The organism is Campylobacter concisus (genome assembly GCF_902460895.1).
Taxonomy (GTDB): domain Bacteria; phylum Campylobacterota; class Campylobacteria; order Campylobacterales; family Campylobacteraceae; genus Campylobacter_A; species Campylobacter_A concisus_BC.
Genome location: NZ_CABPVL010000002.1, coordinates 880,970 through 897,537, shown reverse-complemented (window position 1 = coordinate 897,537; position 16,568 = coordinate 880,970). Strand labels below are relative to the sequence as shown.

The 16,568-nt window shown below is 42.4% G+C and carries 12 protein-coding genes; all 12 read left to right on the top strand.

Annotation, left to right across the window (positions count from 1 at the left end):
• The first annotated feature begins 28 nt into the window (after nt 1–28).
• Nucleotides 29–973, top strand: coding sequence for an endolytic transglycosylase MltG (mltG, locus tag F3G98_RS05590; RefSeq protein WP_149711558.1), 945 nt, complete (start codon nt 29–31; stop codon nt 971–973).
• Nucleotides 974–1,036: 63 nt separating this feature from the next.
• Nucleotides 1,037–3,211, top strand: coding sequence for an NADP-dependent isocitrate dehydrogenase (locus tag F3G98_RS05585; protein ID WP_149725850.1), 2,175 nt, complete (start codon nt 1,037–1,039; stop codon nt 3,209–3,211).
• A gap of 3 nt (nt 3,212–3,214) precedes the next feature.
• Nucleotides 3,215–4,108: a lactate/malate family dehydrogenase gene (locus F3G98_RS05580; protein ID WP_103637286.1), complete on the top strand. Its 894-nt coding sequence runs from the start codon at nt 3,215–3,217 to the stop codon at nt 4,106–4,108.
• An 8-nt stretch (nt 4,109–4,116) separates the two neighbouring features.
• Nucleotides 4,117–4,428, top strand: a complete 312-nt coding sequence (locus tag F3G98_RS05575) for a 4Fe-4S dicluster domain-containing protein (RefSeq protein WP_009293870.1) — start codon at nt 4,117–4,119, stop codon at nt 4,426–4,428.
• Nucleotides 4,425–5,555 (top strand): 2-oxoglutarate synthase subunit alpha, encoded by a 1,131-nt coding sequence (locus F3G98_RS05570; protein WP_149725849.1) that lies wholly within the window; start codon nt 4,425–4,427, stop codon nt 5,553–5,555. The genes F3G98_RS05575 and F3G98_RS05570 overlap by 4 nt, the downstream gene beginning before the upstream one ends.
• Entirely contained in the window at nt 5,545–6,390 is an 846-nt protein-coding gene (locus F3G98_RS05565; RefSeq protein ID WP_149725848.1) for a 2-oxoglutarate ferredoxin oxidoreductase subunit beta, read from the top strand. The genes F3G98_RS05570 and F3G98_RS05565 overlap by 11 nt, the downstream gene beginning before the upstream one ends.
• A complete protein-coding gene (locus F3G98_RS05560) occupies nt 6,387–6,938 on the top strand; it encodes a 2-oxoglutarate:acceptor oxidoreductase subunit OorC (protein WP_103645512.1) in 552 nt (183 codons plus the stop codon). The genes F3G98_RS05565 and F3G98_RS05560 overlap by 4 nt, the downstream gene beginning before the upstream one ends.
• Nucleotides 6,939–6,977: 39 nt before the next feature.
• Nucleotides 6,978–7,400: a heat-shock protein gene (locus tag F3G98_RS05555; RefSeq protein ID WP_149725847.1), complete on the top strand. Its 423-nt coding sequence runs from the start codon at nt 6,978–6,980 to the stop codon at nt 7,398–7,400.
• A gap of 430 nt (nt 7,401–7,830) precedes the next feature.
• Entirely contained in the window at nt 7,831–9,669 is a 1,839-nt protein-coding gene (gene sdhA, locus F3G98_RS05550) for an 8-methylmenaquinol:fumarate reductase flavoprotein subunit (protein ID WP_103607827.1), read from the top strand.
• Nucleotides 9,670–9,678: 9 nt separating this feature from the next.
• Nucleotides 9,679–10,644 (top strand): 8-methylmenaquinol:fumarate reductase iron-sulfur subunit, encoded by a 966-nt coding sequence (sdhB, locus tag F3G98_RS05545; RefSeq protein ID WP_149725846.1) that lies wholly within the window; start codon nt 9,679–9,681, stop codon nt 10,642–10,644.
• 2 nt (nt 10,645–10,646) lie between these two features.
• The gene (gene sdhE, locus F3G98_RS05540; RefSeq protein WP_103617203.1) at nt 10,647–11,504 is read left to right on the top strand and encodes an 8-methylmenaquinol:fumarate reductase membrane anchor subunit; all 858 of its coding nucleotides are present in this window, start codon (nt 10,647–10,649) and stop codon (nt 11,502–11,504) included.
• A 321-nt stretch (nt 11,505–11,825) separates the two neighbouring features.
• Nucleotides 11,826–16,523: a hypothetical protein gene (locus tag F3G98_RS05535; RefSeq protein WP_149725845.1), complete on the top strand. Its 4,698-nt coding sequence runs from the start codon at nt 11,826–11,828 to the stop codon at nt 16,521–16,523.
• Nucleotides 16,524–16,568: the final 45 nt, after the last annotated feature.

The following is a 16,568-nucleotide window of genomic DNA, read 5'->3' as shown; positions in this document are numbered from 1 at the left end:
TAAAAGCAAAACAATCGAAAGAATCAAAATGATAAAAAATTTTATAAAAAAGCCATACCTAGATATTTTCTTTGATATCGTACTCATCGTCGTCCTAAGTGTATTTGTCTATTTGGCACGCCCCATAAACACGAGCAAAGTCGTTTTTGTGCCAAAGGGAAGTGTGGGCGAAATTATATCTTATTTAGCTAATCGCAACTTTAACTTAAGTGTGATCGACAAGTACGCCATGCGCTTCATCGGCTCGCCTCAGTCTGGCTGGATCGAGATAGGTAAAGATAAAATTTCAAGGGTTGATTTTTTAAAAAAATTAGCCAAGGCAAAAGCTGCGATGACCGAGATCACGCTCATCCCTGGCGAAACTACTATCGTTTTTTTAAACCAGATAGCAGCCCAGCTTGGACTTGACGGAGCTAAACTAAATAGCGAGTATAACGCCCTTGCGCCAGTCGCTGATGGCTTTTTGATGCCAAATACTTATAAGATCCCAGTTGGCATCAGCGAAAGGCACCTAGCTTATTACCTTGTAAATTCATCTAAAAAGGCACAAAGCGAGATCAGCAGAAAAATTTTTGGCGAATACAACGAGAAAAAGTGGTTTAAAATTTTAACCATCGCTTCAATCATCCAAAAAGAGGCCGCAAACGACGCTGAGATGCCACTTGTCGCCTCAGTCATCTACAACCGCCTAGATAAGGGCATGAGGCTGCAGATGGATGGCACGCTAAACTATGGCATCTACTCGCACGATGTGATCACGGCTGAGCGCATAAGAAGCGACATGAGCGAGTTTAACACCTATCTAAACGACGGCATACCGCCAAGTCCAGTCTGCTGCGTCTCTATAAGTGCGATAAAAGCAGCTATAAACCCTGCAAAGAGCGATTATTTATACTTTGTGCTTGATAAAAAGGCGAAAAAACACATTTTTTCAAAAACCTTAAGTGAGCACAATCAAAATATCGCAAAATAGGGCTAAAATACAACTAGCTTTAATAAAAAACGTGATAAATTTCAAAAAATCAAAAGGGCTAAAATGAGTGACATTATCTGGACTAAAACCGACGAAGCACCGCTTTTTGCAAGCTACTCTCTCTTTCCTATCGTTAAGAGCTTTTTATCACGCGCTGGCATTAGCATAACTAGGGCTGACATAAGCCTAGCAGGGCGAATTTTATCTCTTTTTAGCAAAGAGCTTGGGCTAAATAAGGCTGATGAGCTAGAGCTTTTGGGTGAGCTAACCGCGCACAAAGAGGCAAATATCATAAAACTGCCAAACATCTCAGCCACACTCGTTCAGCTAAAAGCAGTCATTGATGAGCTAAGAAACAAGGGCATAAACGTGCCATTTTATCCAGACGAGATCATCACGGACTACGACGAAGAGGTCGCTAAAAAATATGCAAAAGTGCTTGGTAGTGCGGTAAATCCAGTGCTAAGACAAGGAAACTCAGACAGAAGAGTTTTGCCTCCGGTTAAAGAATTTGCCAAAAAGCATCCACATAGCAACGGCGACTGGGACAAGGCAAATAAAACTAAAATTTGCTACATGCAAAAGGGCGATTTTTATGAAAATGAGCGTTCAATAATCGCTAGCAAAGATGAGAAATTTTATATAAATTTCATAAGCTTGGAGGGCAAAAAAGAACTTTTAAAAGAGCTTAATATTCAAAGTGGCGAGATCGTAGATGCTACCTTTTTAAGCGTAGATGAGCTAGATAAATTTTATGAAAGCTGTTTTGATGAGGCAAAAAAAGAGAATTTGACCTTGAGCTTGCATCTAAAATGCACGATGATGAAGGTTAGCGACCCAGTCATTTTCGCGCATGCGATAAAGAGCTATTTTAAAGAGGTTTTTGAGCTATTTGGCGATGAATTTAAAACTCACGGAGTTGAGGCAAAAAATGGCTTAAAAGATATGTTTTCTAAAATTTCAACTCTTAAAAATAAAGATGAAATTTTGGCTAAATTTGATGAAATTTTGAGCAAAAAGGCAAAAATTTGGGCGCTAAATGAAAGTGCTAGCAACTTTGACGTGCCAAATGACGTCATTATCGACGCCTCCGTGCCTGCGCTCATTAGAAACTCTGGCAAGGTAAAAGATAGAAGTGGCGAGCTAAATTTCTCACTTTGCATGATCCCAGATAGAACCTACGCTAGGGTTTATGAGGCCTGCGTGGCGGACTTTAAAGAGTATGGCGCGATTGATGTGAGTAACATTGGCAGCGTGGCAAACGTGGGGCTAATGGCTAAAAAGGCCGAGGAGTATGGCAGTCACGATAAGACTTTCATCGCAAAAGAGGACGGAGAATTTGTTGTTTGTAACGAAGCTGGCGTGAGCGTCTTTAAATTTAGCGTTAAAAGCGGCGATATCTTTAGAATGACGCAGGCAAAAGAAGATGCGATAAATGCGTGGTTTGAGCTTGCTTTAAAAAGAGGCGAAATTTCAAAAGATGAGCTTATATTTTGGCTAGATAGCAGCCGTGCTCACGATAGAAATTTGATAGCTAAATTTGACAAATTTAGAGATAAATTTACTAGGGCTGGAGTTAAATTTGAAATTTTAAACTACGAGCAAGCAACTATAAAAACGCTTAGCTTGATAAGAGCTGGCAAAGATGTCATAGGCGTTACTGGCAACGTTTTAAGAGACTATTTAACTGATCTTTTCCCGATATTTGAGCTAGGTGGCAGCTCAAAAATGCTCTCAGTAGTGCCACTACTTGCTGGTGGAGCGATGTTTGAGACTGGTGCTGGTGGGACGGCTCCGACGCTTGTGAAAGAGCTAAAAGAGAAAAATCACCTGCTTTGGGATAGCTTAGGCGAGTTTTTAGCACTTAGTGCATCGCTTGAACATCTATCGTTTTTTAGGCAAAAAAAAGAGGCAAAAGAGCTAAGTGACGCGCTAAATAGAGCTGTTGCTAGCTATTTAGACGAAAACAAAACGCCAAATGCCACTCTTGATACCAGAGAGTCACACTTCTATCTAGCGCTATTTTGGGCGAGAGAGATGGCAAAAAGTGGCGGGGTTTTAAGCGTAATTTTTGAAAATTTAGCAGACGAGCTAGAGAAAAACGAGAGCGAAATTCTAAAGCAGATCAGAGAAAAAGATGGTGCAAGCGTGGAATTTGGCGGATATTATTTGCCAGATGAAGCAAGAGCAAATGAGGTCATGAGACCAAGTGAAATTTTAAATCAAATAATAGGATAAGAGATGAAAATAAGTGTAGTTGGTGCTGGAAACGTCGGTGCTAGCATAGCATATGCGCTTTGTATGAGAGAGCTTTGCGATGAGATCGCGCTTGTAGATATATTTGGCGACGTGGCGCGCGCAAAGGCGATCGATTTAGCGCAGTCAAGCTGCGTCTTTAACGCTAAAACTAGCGTTTGTGGTGGCGATGATTTTGTGCTAATTGAAGGTAGTGACATTGTCATAGTCACAGCTGGAAGCCCAAGAAAAGAGGGTCAAACTAGAGAAGATCTGCTACTTAAAAACGCCGTTGTCGTAAAGCAAACAGCGCAAAAGATAGCTGAATTTGCCAAAAACGCAGTGATAATAGTCGTTACAAATCCGCTTGACGTGATGGTCTGGACGGCACATAAATTTAGCGGTTTTAGCAAAAACAAGGTAGTCGGCATGGCTGGCGAGCTAGATAGCGCAAGGTGCAGATATGAGCTAGCGCTTTTAAAAGATAAAGATGCCAGCAAGCTAAGAGCAAAGATCGTCGGCGCTCACAATGACGAGATGATCGTATCAGCTAGCAATATCAGCGAAAATTTAAATGAAAATGAGCTAAAAGCGCTCAAAAAAGAGACAAGCACTGGCGGCGCAAAGATCGTTAAACTGCTTGGCACTTCAGCTTACTACGCGCCAGCGGCTGCGGCTGTGAAGATGTGCGAGATGATCGTTGGCAAGAGCGATGAGATAATAAGCGCTAGCGTGCTAATAGACGATGAGCTAAGTTGCGGCAGGCTAGTAAGGCTCGGACGTGATGGCTTAAAAGAAATTTTAGAGCTAAATTTAGACGAAGACGAGCAAGAGCAACTAAACAAAAGTGAAGCTGAGATTAGAAAAAATATCAAATTTTTAAAAGAAAACTTAGAGTAGGAAGATATATGATCGTAAAAGAAAATGTCCCAGTTTGGGTCGATGAGAGCAGGTGTAAGGCCTGTGATGTCTGCGTGAGCTACTGCCCAGCAGGCGTGCTAGGTATGAGGCTTGAGCCAAAGGCGGTGCTTGGCAAGATGATAGAGGTGGTCTATGCCGACTCATGCATAGGATGCCGTGACTGCGAGCTTCACTGCCCTGATTTTGCCATTTATGTTGCTGATAAAGGCTTTAAATTTGCAAAGCTAACGCCTGAAAGCAAAGAGCGAGCTGCAGCCGTAAAGGCAAATAAATTTGCAAAACTTGGAGAGAGCGCATGAGAGAGGTAGTATCAACTGGAAATGCCCTAGTAGCAAGGGCTGCGGTCGAGTGCGGCTGTAACTTCTTTGGCGGATATCCCATCACTCCAAGTAGTGAGATCGCACACGAGCTAAGCGTGCTTTTGCCAAAACATGGCGGCACATTTATACAGATGGAAGATGAGATAGCTGGAATTTCAGTAGCTCTTGGCGCAAGTGCGAGCGGTGCTAAGGCGATGACTGCAAGTTCTGGTCCTGGAATTTCACTAAAGGCTGAGCAAATAGGCCTTGGCTTTATCGCTGAGATACCGCTTGTCATCGTAAATGTCATGCGCGGTGGCCCTTCAACTGGCCTACCAACCCGCGTCGCACAAGGCGATATCTTGCAGGCTAAAAACCCAACTCACGGCGATGTAAATATGATAGTTTTGGCCCCTAGCAGCCTAGAGGAGTGCTATACGCAGACGGTTCGCGCATTTAATCTCGCAGCTAGGTTTATGACGCCAGTTATGCTGCTACTTGATGAAACGATAGGCCACATGCAAGCTAGAGTGCGCCTGCCAGAGATTAGCGAGCTAGAAATTTATAAAAGAAGAGAATTTAGTGGCGAGCCAAAAGAGTATAAGCCTTATGAGGCGGCACCAGACGCGCCAGCTACGCTAAATCCTTTCTTTAAAGGCTATCACTACCACATAACTGGGCTTCATCACGGCTCAACTGGCTTTCCAACAGAAGATGGCAAGATTGTTGAATACTCGATGAATAGGCTGTTTAACAAGATAAATTTACACACTGATGAGTGCGAGAAATTTGAAGAGTTTATGCTTGAAGACGCTGAAATTTGCATCATCGCCTTTGGCAGCGTGGCGCTTTCGGCTAAGCAAGCGATATTAAATTTACGTGAAAAAGGGCTAAAAGTAGGGCTATTTAAGCCACTCACACTTTTCCCAGCTCCAGCTAAAAAGCTAAAAGAGATATCAGATAAATTTAATAAAATTTTAGTCTGCGAGCTAAATTTAGGCCAGTATAGTGGCGAAATTTCAAAGATCATCTTAAGAGATGACTTTGCAAAACTGCTAAAAGCAAACGGCAGACCGATAAGCCCAAGCGAGATCGAGGCGAAAATAGGAGAAATTTATGGCTTTTAATTATGATAAATATTTACGAACAGATAAAATGCCTACTCTTTGGTGCTGGGGCTGCGGCGACGGCGTCATACTAAAGGCTCTCATCCGCGCTATCGACACCATGGGCTGGGATATGAACGACGTTTGCGTGGTCTCAGGCATAGGCTGCTCTGGTCGCTTTAGCGGATATCTTGACTGCAACACCATCCACACAACTCACGGTAGAGCCGTAGCTTACGCGACTGGCGTAAAGATGGCAAACCCAGACAAGCACGTTATCGTGGTAACTGGCGATGGCGATGGACTTGCGATCGGAGGCAACCACACGATACACGGATGCCGCCGAAATATCGGGCTAAATCACATCTTAATCAACAACTTTATCTACGCGCTAACCAACTCGCAAACCAGCCCAACCACGCCAAAGGGCATGTGGACGGTCACAGCGCAATACGGCAACATCGATCCTAGCTTTGACGCCTGTAAGCTCGCAACTGCAGCAGGCGCTAGCTTTGTCGCACGTGGTAGCGTCATCGAGCCAGAGAAGCTTACAAAGCTCTTTGTAGAGGGCTTTAGCCACGATGGATACAGCTTTTTTGATGTATTTTCAAACTGCCACATAAATTTAGGCCGCAAAAATAAAATGGGCGAGGCGGTGAAAAATTTAGAGTGGATAAATGGCCGCACGACGAGCAAGGTCAAATTTGACATGCTAAGTGACGAAGAGAAAAAGGGCATTTTCCCACTTGGCGTGCTTCACAAAGATGAAGAAAAGATCGAATACACCAAGGCTTACGACATGGTAAGAAAGGCTGCAATGAGTAATGAAGCGATAAATTTTGAGGAGCTAGCATGAAGTCACAATTAAGATTTGTCGGCGTTGGCGGACAGGGCGTCATACTAGCAGGCGAGATCCTCTCAGCTGCCAAGATAAAGGCAGGCGGATACGGCGTGAAGGCATCTACCTACACATCTCAGGTGCGTGGTGGCCCAACGAAGGTCGATATCATACTTGATGAAAAAGAAATTTTATATCCTTATGCAAATGAGGGCGAGATAGATTTCATGCTAGCAACTGCGCAGATAAGCTACGATGCCTTTAAAGGCGGCGTGAAAGAGGGCGGTGCGATCGTTGTCGAGCCAAATTTGGTAAAAGTGAGCGATGAAGACAAAAAGCGCTGGAAAATTTATGAAATTCCTATCATCTCTATCGCAAAAGACGAGGTTGGTAACGTCATCACTCAAAGCGTCGTGGCTCTTGGTGTTGCTGTGGCGATGAGTAGGTGCATGGATGAAAATTTAGTGCGTGAAGAGATGCTAGCAAGCGTGCCAGCTAAGGTCAAAGAAGCAAATGCAAAAGCTTACGAGCTAGGCCTAAAATACGCAAAAGAACTTTTGAAATAAATTTTTGGCTAAATTTAAATTTAGCCAAAACCTCCCAAAATGGATCAGATAAAACTAGAAAATTTCCGCAAAGAATATGGCTTTGAGATGCCGATCATTAGGAGCTTGCCGGCTGGTGAGTGCATAAAGATAAGAGAAAATTTACTTCATAAATTTAGCCTAGATGATATAGATGAGTTTTTTAAGATAGATAAATTTAGCAAGCTTGATGGCTTTAATGCGGACGAAGAAAATTTTGATATAAAGACCGCTTTTAGCGAGCTTGGCATAGCCACACCAAATGAAATTTGCATAAATTTTAATAAATTTGAGAGCATTGATATTTTGCATTTTGATGATCTATCTAAATTTTTTAGCGATGTCTGGTATCCGTCTTTTGATGATATTGAGATATTTGATATAAATTTAAGCTTTATTTTCTCAGTCAGACACTACGGGGCTATTTATTATTTTACTTTCTAGCTATCAAAAATTTACAAATTTATATGTTTTTTGATAATCATACGATTTTTATCTCATTTAAATTTATTAGTTTTAATTATTTATTTTGTTTTAAGAAATATCCTCAAAGATACGTAAAATTGGCTATTTTATAACATTTTATCTATTTTCATTAATATATATTGCGAGATAATATTATTTTTATCTTTATCAAAATAATAAATTTATAAGTAGTAACCACAAATACGATAAAATGGTATTTTGCCAAATGATTTTAGCTATCAAATCTCACTATACAACCTAAAATAAATTCTTATGTTTCTTTTAAGCAAATTTTATGTAAAGTTACATCATTAATTTTTTAATTAATCTACTTATTTTAAAAAATATTAAGAAATAAACTTGCGGTGCGTCTTAACGCTAATAAACTTATTAAAATAGGAAGTTATCAATGAGTGAAAAATTTACCAGAAGAGAATTTCTACAAAGCGCCTGTATCAGCGTAGGTGCGCTAGCTACAACAGCTGGTGCTACCAATGTTTTTGCTGGCAAGTTGCCAAAGGGCAATGAAAATGGCTTGCCATCTGTTGATGTGCTAATAATCGGCTCTGGCGGTGCAGGACTTCGTGCAGCAACAGCCGTTCGCAAACAAAACCCAAATTTAACAGTCGTTGTCGCTACAAAAATGATGCCATCACGCAACGCGACCTGTATGGCAGAGGGCGGTATAAACGGCGTTACTGACTTTAGCAATGGCGACAGCTTCAAGCTTCACGCCTACGACACCGTAAAAGGTGCGGCCTATCTTGCTGATCAAGATGCAGTTGTGAAATTTTGCGAGGCAGCAGGCGCAGTTATCCACGAACTAGACTACAACGGCATGCTCTTTTCTCGTAAAGATAATGGCGACGTGGCATTTCGTTTCATGGGTGGCGCTAGCAAAAAACGCTGTAACTACGCAGCCGATAAAACTGGCCACGTTTTGATGCACACCTGTCTTGACGACGCTATCACAGCTGGGGTTAAATTTCTAATGGACCACGAGCTACTTGAGATCGGTCTTGAGGACGGTAAAGTAGAGGGCGTCGTTCTTCGCAACATCCAAGATGGTCAAATTTACCCAGTTCTTTGCAAATCTCTAGTCATAGCAACTGGCGGATACACTAGAATTTTCTACAACCGCACATCAGTTCCATTTATAGCAACAGGCGATGGCATAGCTGCTGCGCTTAAAGTAGGTCTTGGTTTTGAAGACCCTGAGATGCTTCAGTTTCACCCAACTGGCGTTCAAAATGGCGGCACGCTTATCACAGAAGCTGCTCGCGGCGAGGGTGGATACTTGCTAAACAACAAGGGCGAGCGCTTTATGAAAAACTATCACGAAAAGATGGAGCTAGCTCCTCGTGACGTCGTCGCTCGTGCGATCGAGACAGAAATCCGCGAGGGTAGAGGCTTTGGCGAGGGCATGAGCGCTTATGTGCTTTGCGATGTTCGTCACCTTGGCAAAGATACTATCATGAAAAAGCTTCCTAAAATTCGCCACACAGCGATGCTTTTCCAAGACATCGACCTTATCGAGCAACCAGTTCCTATCCGCCCAACAGCTCACTACTCAATGGGTGGTATAGAGGTAGCTAAATTTGATGATATGAGCACAAAAATCCCTGGAATTTACGTAGGTGGCGAGGCCTCATGCGTATCTATCCACGGCGCAAACCGCCTTGGTGGAAACAGCCTAACTGACGCAGTTGTAACTGGTGATCTAGCAGGCAAAGGTGCTGGTGCTTACGCTCAAAATGCAAAATTTGCAAGCGGCAAAAAGACTTCTGAGCTTGCAAAAATGTGGCAAGATAAATTTAAAGCCATAGCAACAGGCGAGGGTGGCGTAAATGATATGTACGCACTTCGTGAAGAGCTTGGTAAAAACAACTGGGATCTAATGGGTATCTTTAGAACTGGTGCTAAACTAGACCAACTCTCTAAAAACCTAGAAGCTATCCAAGCAAAATATGACACCCTTAAAGTGCCAAATCAAAACCCAGTCATGAACACAGCATTTACTGACTATGTCGAGCTTGGCAACCTTATACTTCTTTCTCGTGCAGCATGTCTTGCAGCGCAAAATCGTCTTGAGAGCCGTGGCGCTCACACAAGAGAGGACTATCCAAAAAGAGATGATGTAAATTTCTTAAAACACAGCATAGTCACACTAAAAGACGGCAAGTTGGAGCTTGGCTACAAAGATGTTGTGACAGGCATATTTTCACTTGACGGCAAGAAGCCAGAGTAAGGAGCTAGGATGAAAATTATTATCGACCGTTTTGACGGAACTAAAAAATATGAATCAACTTATGAGCTAACAAATGAAGAGGTCAAAGGCAAAACTCTTTTAACAGTGCTTTTTGACATCAAACAAAAAAAGGATGCGACGTTAAATTTCACAGCATCTTGCCGCTCAGCGATATGCGGTGCGTGCGCTGTTAGAGTAAATGGTCACTCATATCTAGCTTGTGATACAAAGATGAACGAGCTTTTGGCTGAGTATGGCAACCCAGATACTATTAGAATTTCACCACTTGGAAATTTTAAGGTTATCTCAGATCTTATGGTGGATTGGGAGCCAAGTATCGAAAATTTACGCAAGATCAAACCAAGCATTACTGCTAAGCCAGAATTTAGCGCCGAAAAAGGCTGCAAGCAAAGTCAAAAAGAGTATGACAAAGTAGCGCTTGAATGGGACTGCATACTTTGTGGTGCGTGTGCTAGCGAATGCAATAAGCTTGAAGCAGATGCGAGTGATTATATGCAGCCGTTTGTATTTGTTCATGCTTATAGAGCCGCTTTTGACTCACGCAGCAAAGATCCTATGCCACACCTAAAACCAGCTATTGACAACGGACTTTGGATGTGTGTAAAGTGCCAAGAGTGTGCTGACCGCTGTCCAAAGGGTATAAGCGCATGCAACGACATAACAGACCTTCGTATCATGGCTATACAAAAAGGCTTTAACGAGGGCATGGGACCAGATCACGCTGAGGCATTCTTAACTGATCTAGTTGATGGCTCAGGCAGACTAAATGAGGTTAGACTTGCACTTCGTTCAGAAGGCGTTATCAAAAATATGGGCAAAATGGATATCGCAGCAAATTTAATGCTCGCTGGTAAGATGAATCCACTTCATGTATTTGGTGAAGAGGATATTGAAGGACATGATGATCTAGTAAAAATGATAAACGCGGCTCGCAAAGCTGCTAGTAAGGAGTAACTATGCAAAACGAATTCGCTTTTTTCCCAGGATGCGTACTCTCTCAAGCAGCTAAAGAGGCTAAGATGTCGCTTGAGGCCATCGCTCCATTACTTGGCTGGAAGCTTCACGAGATAAAGGGCTGGAGCTGCTGTGGGGCCCAACAAGCACAAGACGTCGATCCCATCGCTGCACTTGTGGCAAATGCTAGAAATATAGCGCTTGCAGAGCAGATGAATATGCCGATGCTTACGACATGTTCAACCTGTATGCTAACTCTAACAAGAGCAAAAAGCACGCTTGATAAGGGCGCAAAAGATCGTATCAATACCTTTTTGGCTGAAGGCAATATGAAATATAACGGCTCAACCGAGATCACAAGCCTTCTTTGGGAGCTTTACCAAAATGTCGATACGCTAAAAGCAAAGGTTGTTAAGCCACTTAGCGGCCTAAAAGTAGCGCTATTTTACGGCTGCCACAGCTTAAGACCTGAAAAAGATCTACACAATAGAGAAAGTTCAGTCAATCCAAAGAGTTTTGAAACCGTCGTAAGCGCACTTGGTGCTACTATCGTGCCATTTGAGAAAAGACTTGACTGCTGCGGCTTCCACGCTAGCTATCCAGCTGGAAAATCAGTAAGAAAAATGTCAAGCCAGATCGTAAATAACGCTGATCAAAATGGCGCAGATGTAGTTGTAACTCCGTGCCCACTTTGCCAAATGCAACTTGACATCTATCAAGAGAGATATCAAGATGAGAACCACTCAGATGTTAGAAAACCTATCATCCACCTCTCTCAGCTTGTAGGTCTCGCACTTGGTCTATCTGTTGAAGAACTAGGTCTTGATCTAAACATCATCGACGCTAGCAAGATAGCGTAAATTTTATCCCACGTCTTTTGGCGTGGGAGATTTCAAACATAAATTTTTCAAAATAAATAAAATTTGATAACAAAATAGTTTTAAAATTTACTTTGTGACATAGAAATTTACCTGCAACTAAAATTTATTTAAATTTTGCTCTTTTTTATCATCGCAAAAATAGCGTACCATCAGATAATAGCAATAAATTTTCGATATAAAAAAGAGCTGCAAAATGACAATTTTTTATCTAAAATTATTTTATTTATTTTGTAATACTTTTAGCTATAATCGCGTGAAATTTTAAATGGATGTTTTAGTTTTAAATTTAAAGGAAGAAAGATGCAAAGCGTTGGTGTTGTTACAAAGATAAGTGGAAAAGTTTTTGTAAAACGAAACGGAAAGTTGATCTTGCTAAAGCAGGGCGACGAGATATTTCTAGGCGATGAGATCGTCACGCAAAGCAGCAACGACACTATCGTTATAAATTTTGACCACGCTGCACCTATCACGCTACTTGAACCACAAACTATCATTATCACAAAAGAGCTATCAAATGCAAAATTTGACACCCAAGGCAATGAAGCGCAGATAGAAGAGGACAAGAGAAGGATCTTTGGTGAGAGCGAAGGCTCAAATAGCAAAAACAGCGACGAAAACGCTCAAGGCTCCAGCCACCACTCTCATGGCTCAAGCCATGGTAGCGACACAGCAAGCATAAATGGATCAAATTTTGACACGCAAGGGCACATCTCAAACGTAGTTTGGTTTGATGGTGGTACGCTAGAGCTACCAGCTATCATCTCAAGCGAGCCAGCAATGCCGGTTAGTTCTATTAGCGGAGCAGCGCCAGTGGTGGCTGAACAAAAAGAGAGTGCTCCAGCTATACCAGCGCCAAGTATCGCACTTTTAAAAGACCTTGATGGCGATGGCTATATCAATATCGCAGAAGCAGGCGGCGATCCTAATCACACAAGCATGGCTGTTGCTTTTAACAACGACTTCAAGCCAGGCGACAAAGTGACGCTAGAAGTTGTAAATAACGGCGTAAAGACCACACTTTCTTACAAAGTAGATCCTGCAGGCACAAGCGTGATAAATGAAAACAATCCAAGCGAAATTTTGCCTATCACGCCAAATGCAACAAACCCAGATCAAAAAGAATTTATCATCCCAAGCGTTGCTATAACGCCAAATGCCCCGTTTAATGTAAGCTCTAGCATCACGCTAGCAAATGGTGCTAGCTCGGCTCCAGCAAAGGCAGCCGCAAGCGTTGATACCGTTACGCCAGCTCTTAGCTTTACAAAGGTGCTTTTAGGCAAAGACCTAAACAGCGACGGCGTGATAGACGCTAGCGAAAATGGCTTTAATCCAGCTAGCAGTACGCCAAGTGACGATGCAAAGATCGTTTTATCGCCAAATATGAAAATAGGCGATAAGATAAAGCTCACCACCACCGATCCAGACGGCACTTTGCATGAAAAAACGCTTGTTAAAACATCTAGTGGCACGCTTGTAGATAAAGATAGTGGCGAGAGCTATCCACTCACAAGTGAGAGCGGCGGAAATGTCGGCTTTAACGTGGCAAGTGCTGTTAAAATTTCATCATCAACGCCAACAAATGTAAATATCCAAATGATAAGCAAGTCGGGCAACCCAGGTGCGACAGATATGGTAACTATCGCAAATAATAACGATCCGATCGCTGTTTTTACCCTTGATGAGAACAAAGACGGCATTATAAATGCAGCCGAACTAGCTAAAAGTGGCGGCACGGCGTCGCTTATCGATATCTACGTACCAAACAATGCCGCAGTTGGCGACAAGATCCGCATAAAGGTCGATGATCCAGCTAGCACACCAACAAGCGTTACAAAGACCTATACTATCGCACCTGACGGACTTACTGCCACGCTTGATGGAGGTAGCGAGACTATCTCTATCCAAAACGGCAAGATCACAGTTACTGACCCTACAAGTTCAACCGATCCAAGCAGAAAAAAGCTAAGCACGACGATCATTGACGGCACGACTGGAGCTACAAAAGCTTCAAGTGTGAGTGAAATTTCAAGCGATACGGTCGCACCTGTTAGGTCTCCGCACGTGCAGTTTGCAAAAGATAGCGATAAAGACGGCGTGCTAACTAGTAAAGAGAGCGGTTTTAGCCCTGATGGTGCGAAAACCTCTATAAAGATGAAAATTCCAAACGACGCAAGAGATGGCGATAAATTTGAGATAGATATCGCAGGAAGCGACGGCAAGACAGATAAGATAACCATTAAAATTTCTCAAAACGCATCCGGCACATATAGTGCCACAAGAGATGATGGTGTAGCTATTAGTGTAAATAATGGCACCATAGAGACCACGACAAAACTTTATGGCGTTACGACAAATTTCACGACCACATTTACCGACAAAGCTGGCAACAAAGCAGACCCGGTCACAGACGAGATCACCGTAGATAACAGCATAAAAGTGCAGTTTGCAAGAGATAATGACGGAGACGGGCTAATAGATAGCATCACAACCCCTTCTGGCTCACCTTCAACCCAAAGCGACCTTGATATCTACGTGCCTAGCAACGCAAAACCAGGAAGCAATGTAAGCGTCACTATCTCAACTCCGACCATACCAGCTGTAACCACAACGGTCAAATACACAATAAGCGACGATGGACTAACTGCCTTGCCAAGTGACGGCTCAGCGCCACTTCCTATCGTGGATGGTAAATTTAGCATACCAAATGTCCCTATCTCGGTCGATCACTCTACGCCTGTTAGAGCCACTATCACGACACCAAACGAGGTCACTACAACTGATGGCGTTCGCGGTAGGCTATTTGACTTTGGAATTTTAAGCTACATAGATGACGTCAAGCTTGCCACGCAGATAGATGGCGGAGCTATAAATATCGCTAAATACCTTAGGGTAGAGGACTACGAGAAGGTTATCCAGAAAAATAACTTTGATGATGAGACAAAAACCATAAAAGAGTACAACATCTCACTTACTAACGACGAACAGCCAAATATTATATTTGGCGTGGACCGCGACCCTGGTACAAAGCTTCGTTTAGCACTTGAGGATGATCATGGTAATGCCAAAATTTTACCAAGCGGACAAACATATATAGATCTAACAGTCGGTGCAGATAAGCGTGTAAATATGGACTTTGAGGCCCTTGGTATAAAGCTAGATGAGAGATATTCAAACATAAGAGCGACCGTTTTAAAGAGCGATGACACAAAGGATGATGATCTGATAGTTCACGTAGATCTAGACGCCACCCCTGATGCGATCGGCACTCCAACGGCAACTTCTCACGTCACTAGTGTAGATATCTCAGGCAGTGTTGGCACCGATGCTAGTGGCAACAACACGCTAAATAAAAACACCATAAACAAAGTAGATCTTTATGATCTGCTAAATTCCGTTCACAAAAGCTCAGCCCTTGATGATACGCACAGCTACTCTGAAAATTTTGCCCTGCCAGCAAACAGCACCGGAGCAAATTTCATGATAAAAAATGCCGACACCGCAGGAAACGTCTCTGTTAGCACAGTAACTTTTATCGGCAATAGCGGTCTTGATGCTGATATGTGGTTTTATAACTATGTAGATCCATCTTGGACGGCTAGAGTTGGTGGCAACTCCGGTGTTTATACACAGCGAGGTGGAAAGTCTATCTATAAGGACTATATCAAAATTTACTCTCCAAGCGCCTCTACTACATATGACGTTGTGCAGTTTGCCTCTGGGACGCACTACAAGACATTACGTGACCAAGGCAACATGCATGCAGAAGATCTAGCAAGAGTGGGTAGATATGGCAGTGATGCCTTATATGACGCATCTAACCCATACGCACCAAAGAAATTTAGAAACGGTGTAGATACGACTGCTGGTACAGGAGAAAATATAAGCTTTGCAAACGGCACATTAAAAGGAAAGCCTGGCAACTACACGCTTGGAGAGTCAAACCCTGTTGGCTCTGATCTTGTCATGAAAATGGATGGTTGGATATATGTAAATGCTCCTGGAACATACTCAGTAAGAGCAGCCGACCTACACAACTACGCAGAGCTTACCATAAATGGCAATACGCTAAAATTTGGAAGTGCAACAACATTTATACAACCATCCACAGAAGTATCATATGGCAAAAATGGTCAGTGGTATAGCACTGATTATACTTTTAATAAGGCAGGTTTTTATAAATTTGATTTAGAGTATATGGACGGAACTGGCGAGATGAATTTATCTTTATACATAATGCCAAAAGCTAGTGCGCCAAATGGTCCTTATCCACTAGATGCTTTAGTGGGTTCAGAGCATAGCGGTACTCGCCTCTTTAGCAACAACTACGTTGAAGCGCTCATTCAAAATGATTTTATAAAAAAGATAGGCACTACAAATTCTTACGAGATAAACACTAGCAAATATAGCGAGGCAAATTTTGGCGACCCTGTATATCTAAAGCAAGAAGGTGACGTAAAGGGCGGCAACCTAGATGATGCTTTTGTTTATAGTAAGGGCAGGGCGATAGACGGCAAGGGCGGAGTAGATACGCTTATAGTGGTTGATGATGTGGATTTTTCAAATTTAGACAATGTTAAAAAGATAAATAACTTTGAAAAAGTACAACTTGGCAGTGCAGATCAGGCTGTTTCTATAAAATTTAGCCCAAATGGTATATTTGACATCGTAGATAGTAGAAATACAAGAGATGCGAGCAATAGCGCAGCCAGCGAGAGCGTAAATACCGTGCTAAAGGTTATAGGCGATAGTAAAGACCTGGTGCAGCTTACGCATGATTTTGTAAAAGCTACAAAAGCAGATATCACCACGCTAAATAATAAACATAGCGTTGTTGGCGACACTTATAACAAAGTAGATGTCACAAGCGATGGAGACGCGGTAAATCAAGTCTATAAAGCAACCTTTAATCGCCAAGAAACTATCAATGGAAGACTGATACCATCAACACACACTGTTTTTATCGAGATCCAAGACGGCGTGCAAGTTGATCTGTTGTAAAACTCATATTAGTTCTCGCAAGAGGAGCAAGAATAGTCTATAAAT

Excerpts from the sequence above, each read along its gene's own strand:
- mltG (WP_149711558.1), top strand. The coding sequence starts at position 29 with ATGATAAAAAATTTTATAAAAAAGCCATACCTAGATATTTTCTTTGAT.
- F3G98_RS05585 (WP_149725850.1), top strand. The coding sequence starts at position 1,037 with ATGAGTGACATTATCTGGACTAAAACCGACGAAGCACCGCTTTTTGCA.
- F3G98_RS05580 (WP_103637286.1), top strand. The coding sequence starts at position 3,215 with ATGAAAATAAGTGTAGTTGGTGCTGGAAACGTCGGTGCTAGCATAGCA.
- F3G98_RS05575 (WP_009293870.1), top strand. The coding sequence starts at position 4,117 with ATGATCGTAAAAGAAAATGTCCCAGTTTGGGTCGATGAGAGCAGGTGT.
- F3G98_RS05570 (WP_149725849.1), top strand. The coding sequence starts at position 4,425 with ATGAGAGAGGTAGTATCAACTGGAAATGCCCTAGTAGCAAGGGCTGCG.
- F3G98_RS05565 (WP_149725848.1), top strand. The coding sequence starts at position 5,545 with ATGGCTTTTAATTATGATAAATATTTACGAACAGATAAAATGCCTACT.
- F3G98_RS05560 (WP_103645512.1), top strand. The coding sequence starts at position 6,387 with ATGAAGTCACAATTAAGATTTGTCGGCGTTGGCGGACAGGGCGTCATA.
- F3G98_RS05555 (WP_149725847.1), top strand. The coding sequence starts at position 6,978 with ATGGATCAGATAAAACTAGAAAATTTCCGCAAAGAATATGGCTTTGAG.
- sdhA (WP_103607827.1), top strand. The coding sequence starts at position 7,831 with ATGAGTGAAAAATTTACCAGAAGAGAATTTCTACAAAGCGCCTGTATC.
- sdhB (WP_149725846.1), top strand. The coding sequence starts at position 9,679 with ATGAAAATTATTATCGACCGTTTTGACGGAACTAAAAAATATGAATCA.
- sdhE (WP_103617203.1), top strand. The coding sequence starts at position 10,647 with ATGCAAAACGAATTCGCTTTTTTCCCAGGATGCGTACTCTCTCAAGCA.
- F3G98_RS05535 (WP_149725845.1), top strand. The coding sequence starts at position 11,826 with ATGCAAAGCGTTGGTGTTGTTACAAAGATAAGTGGAAAAGTTTTTGTA.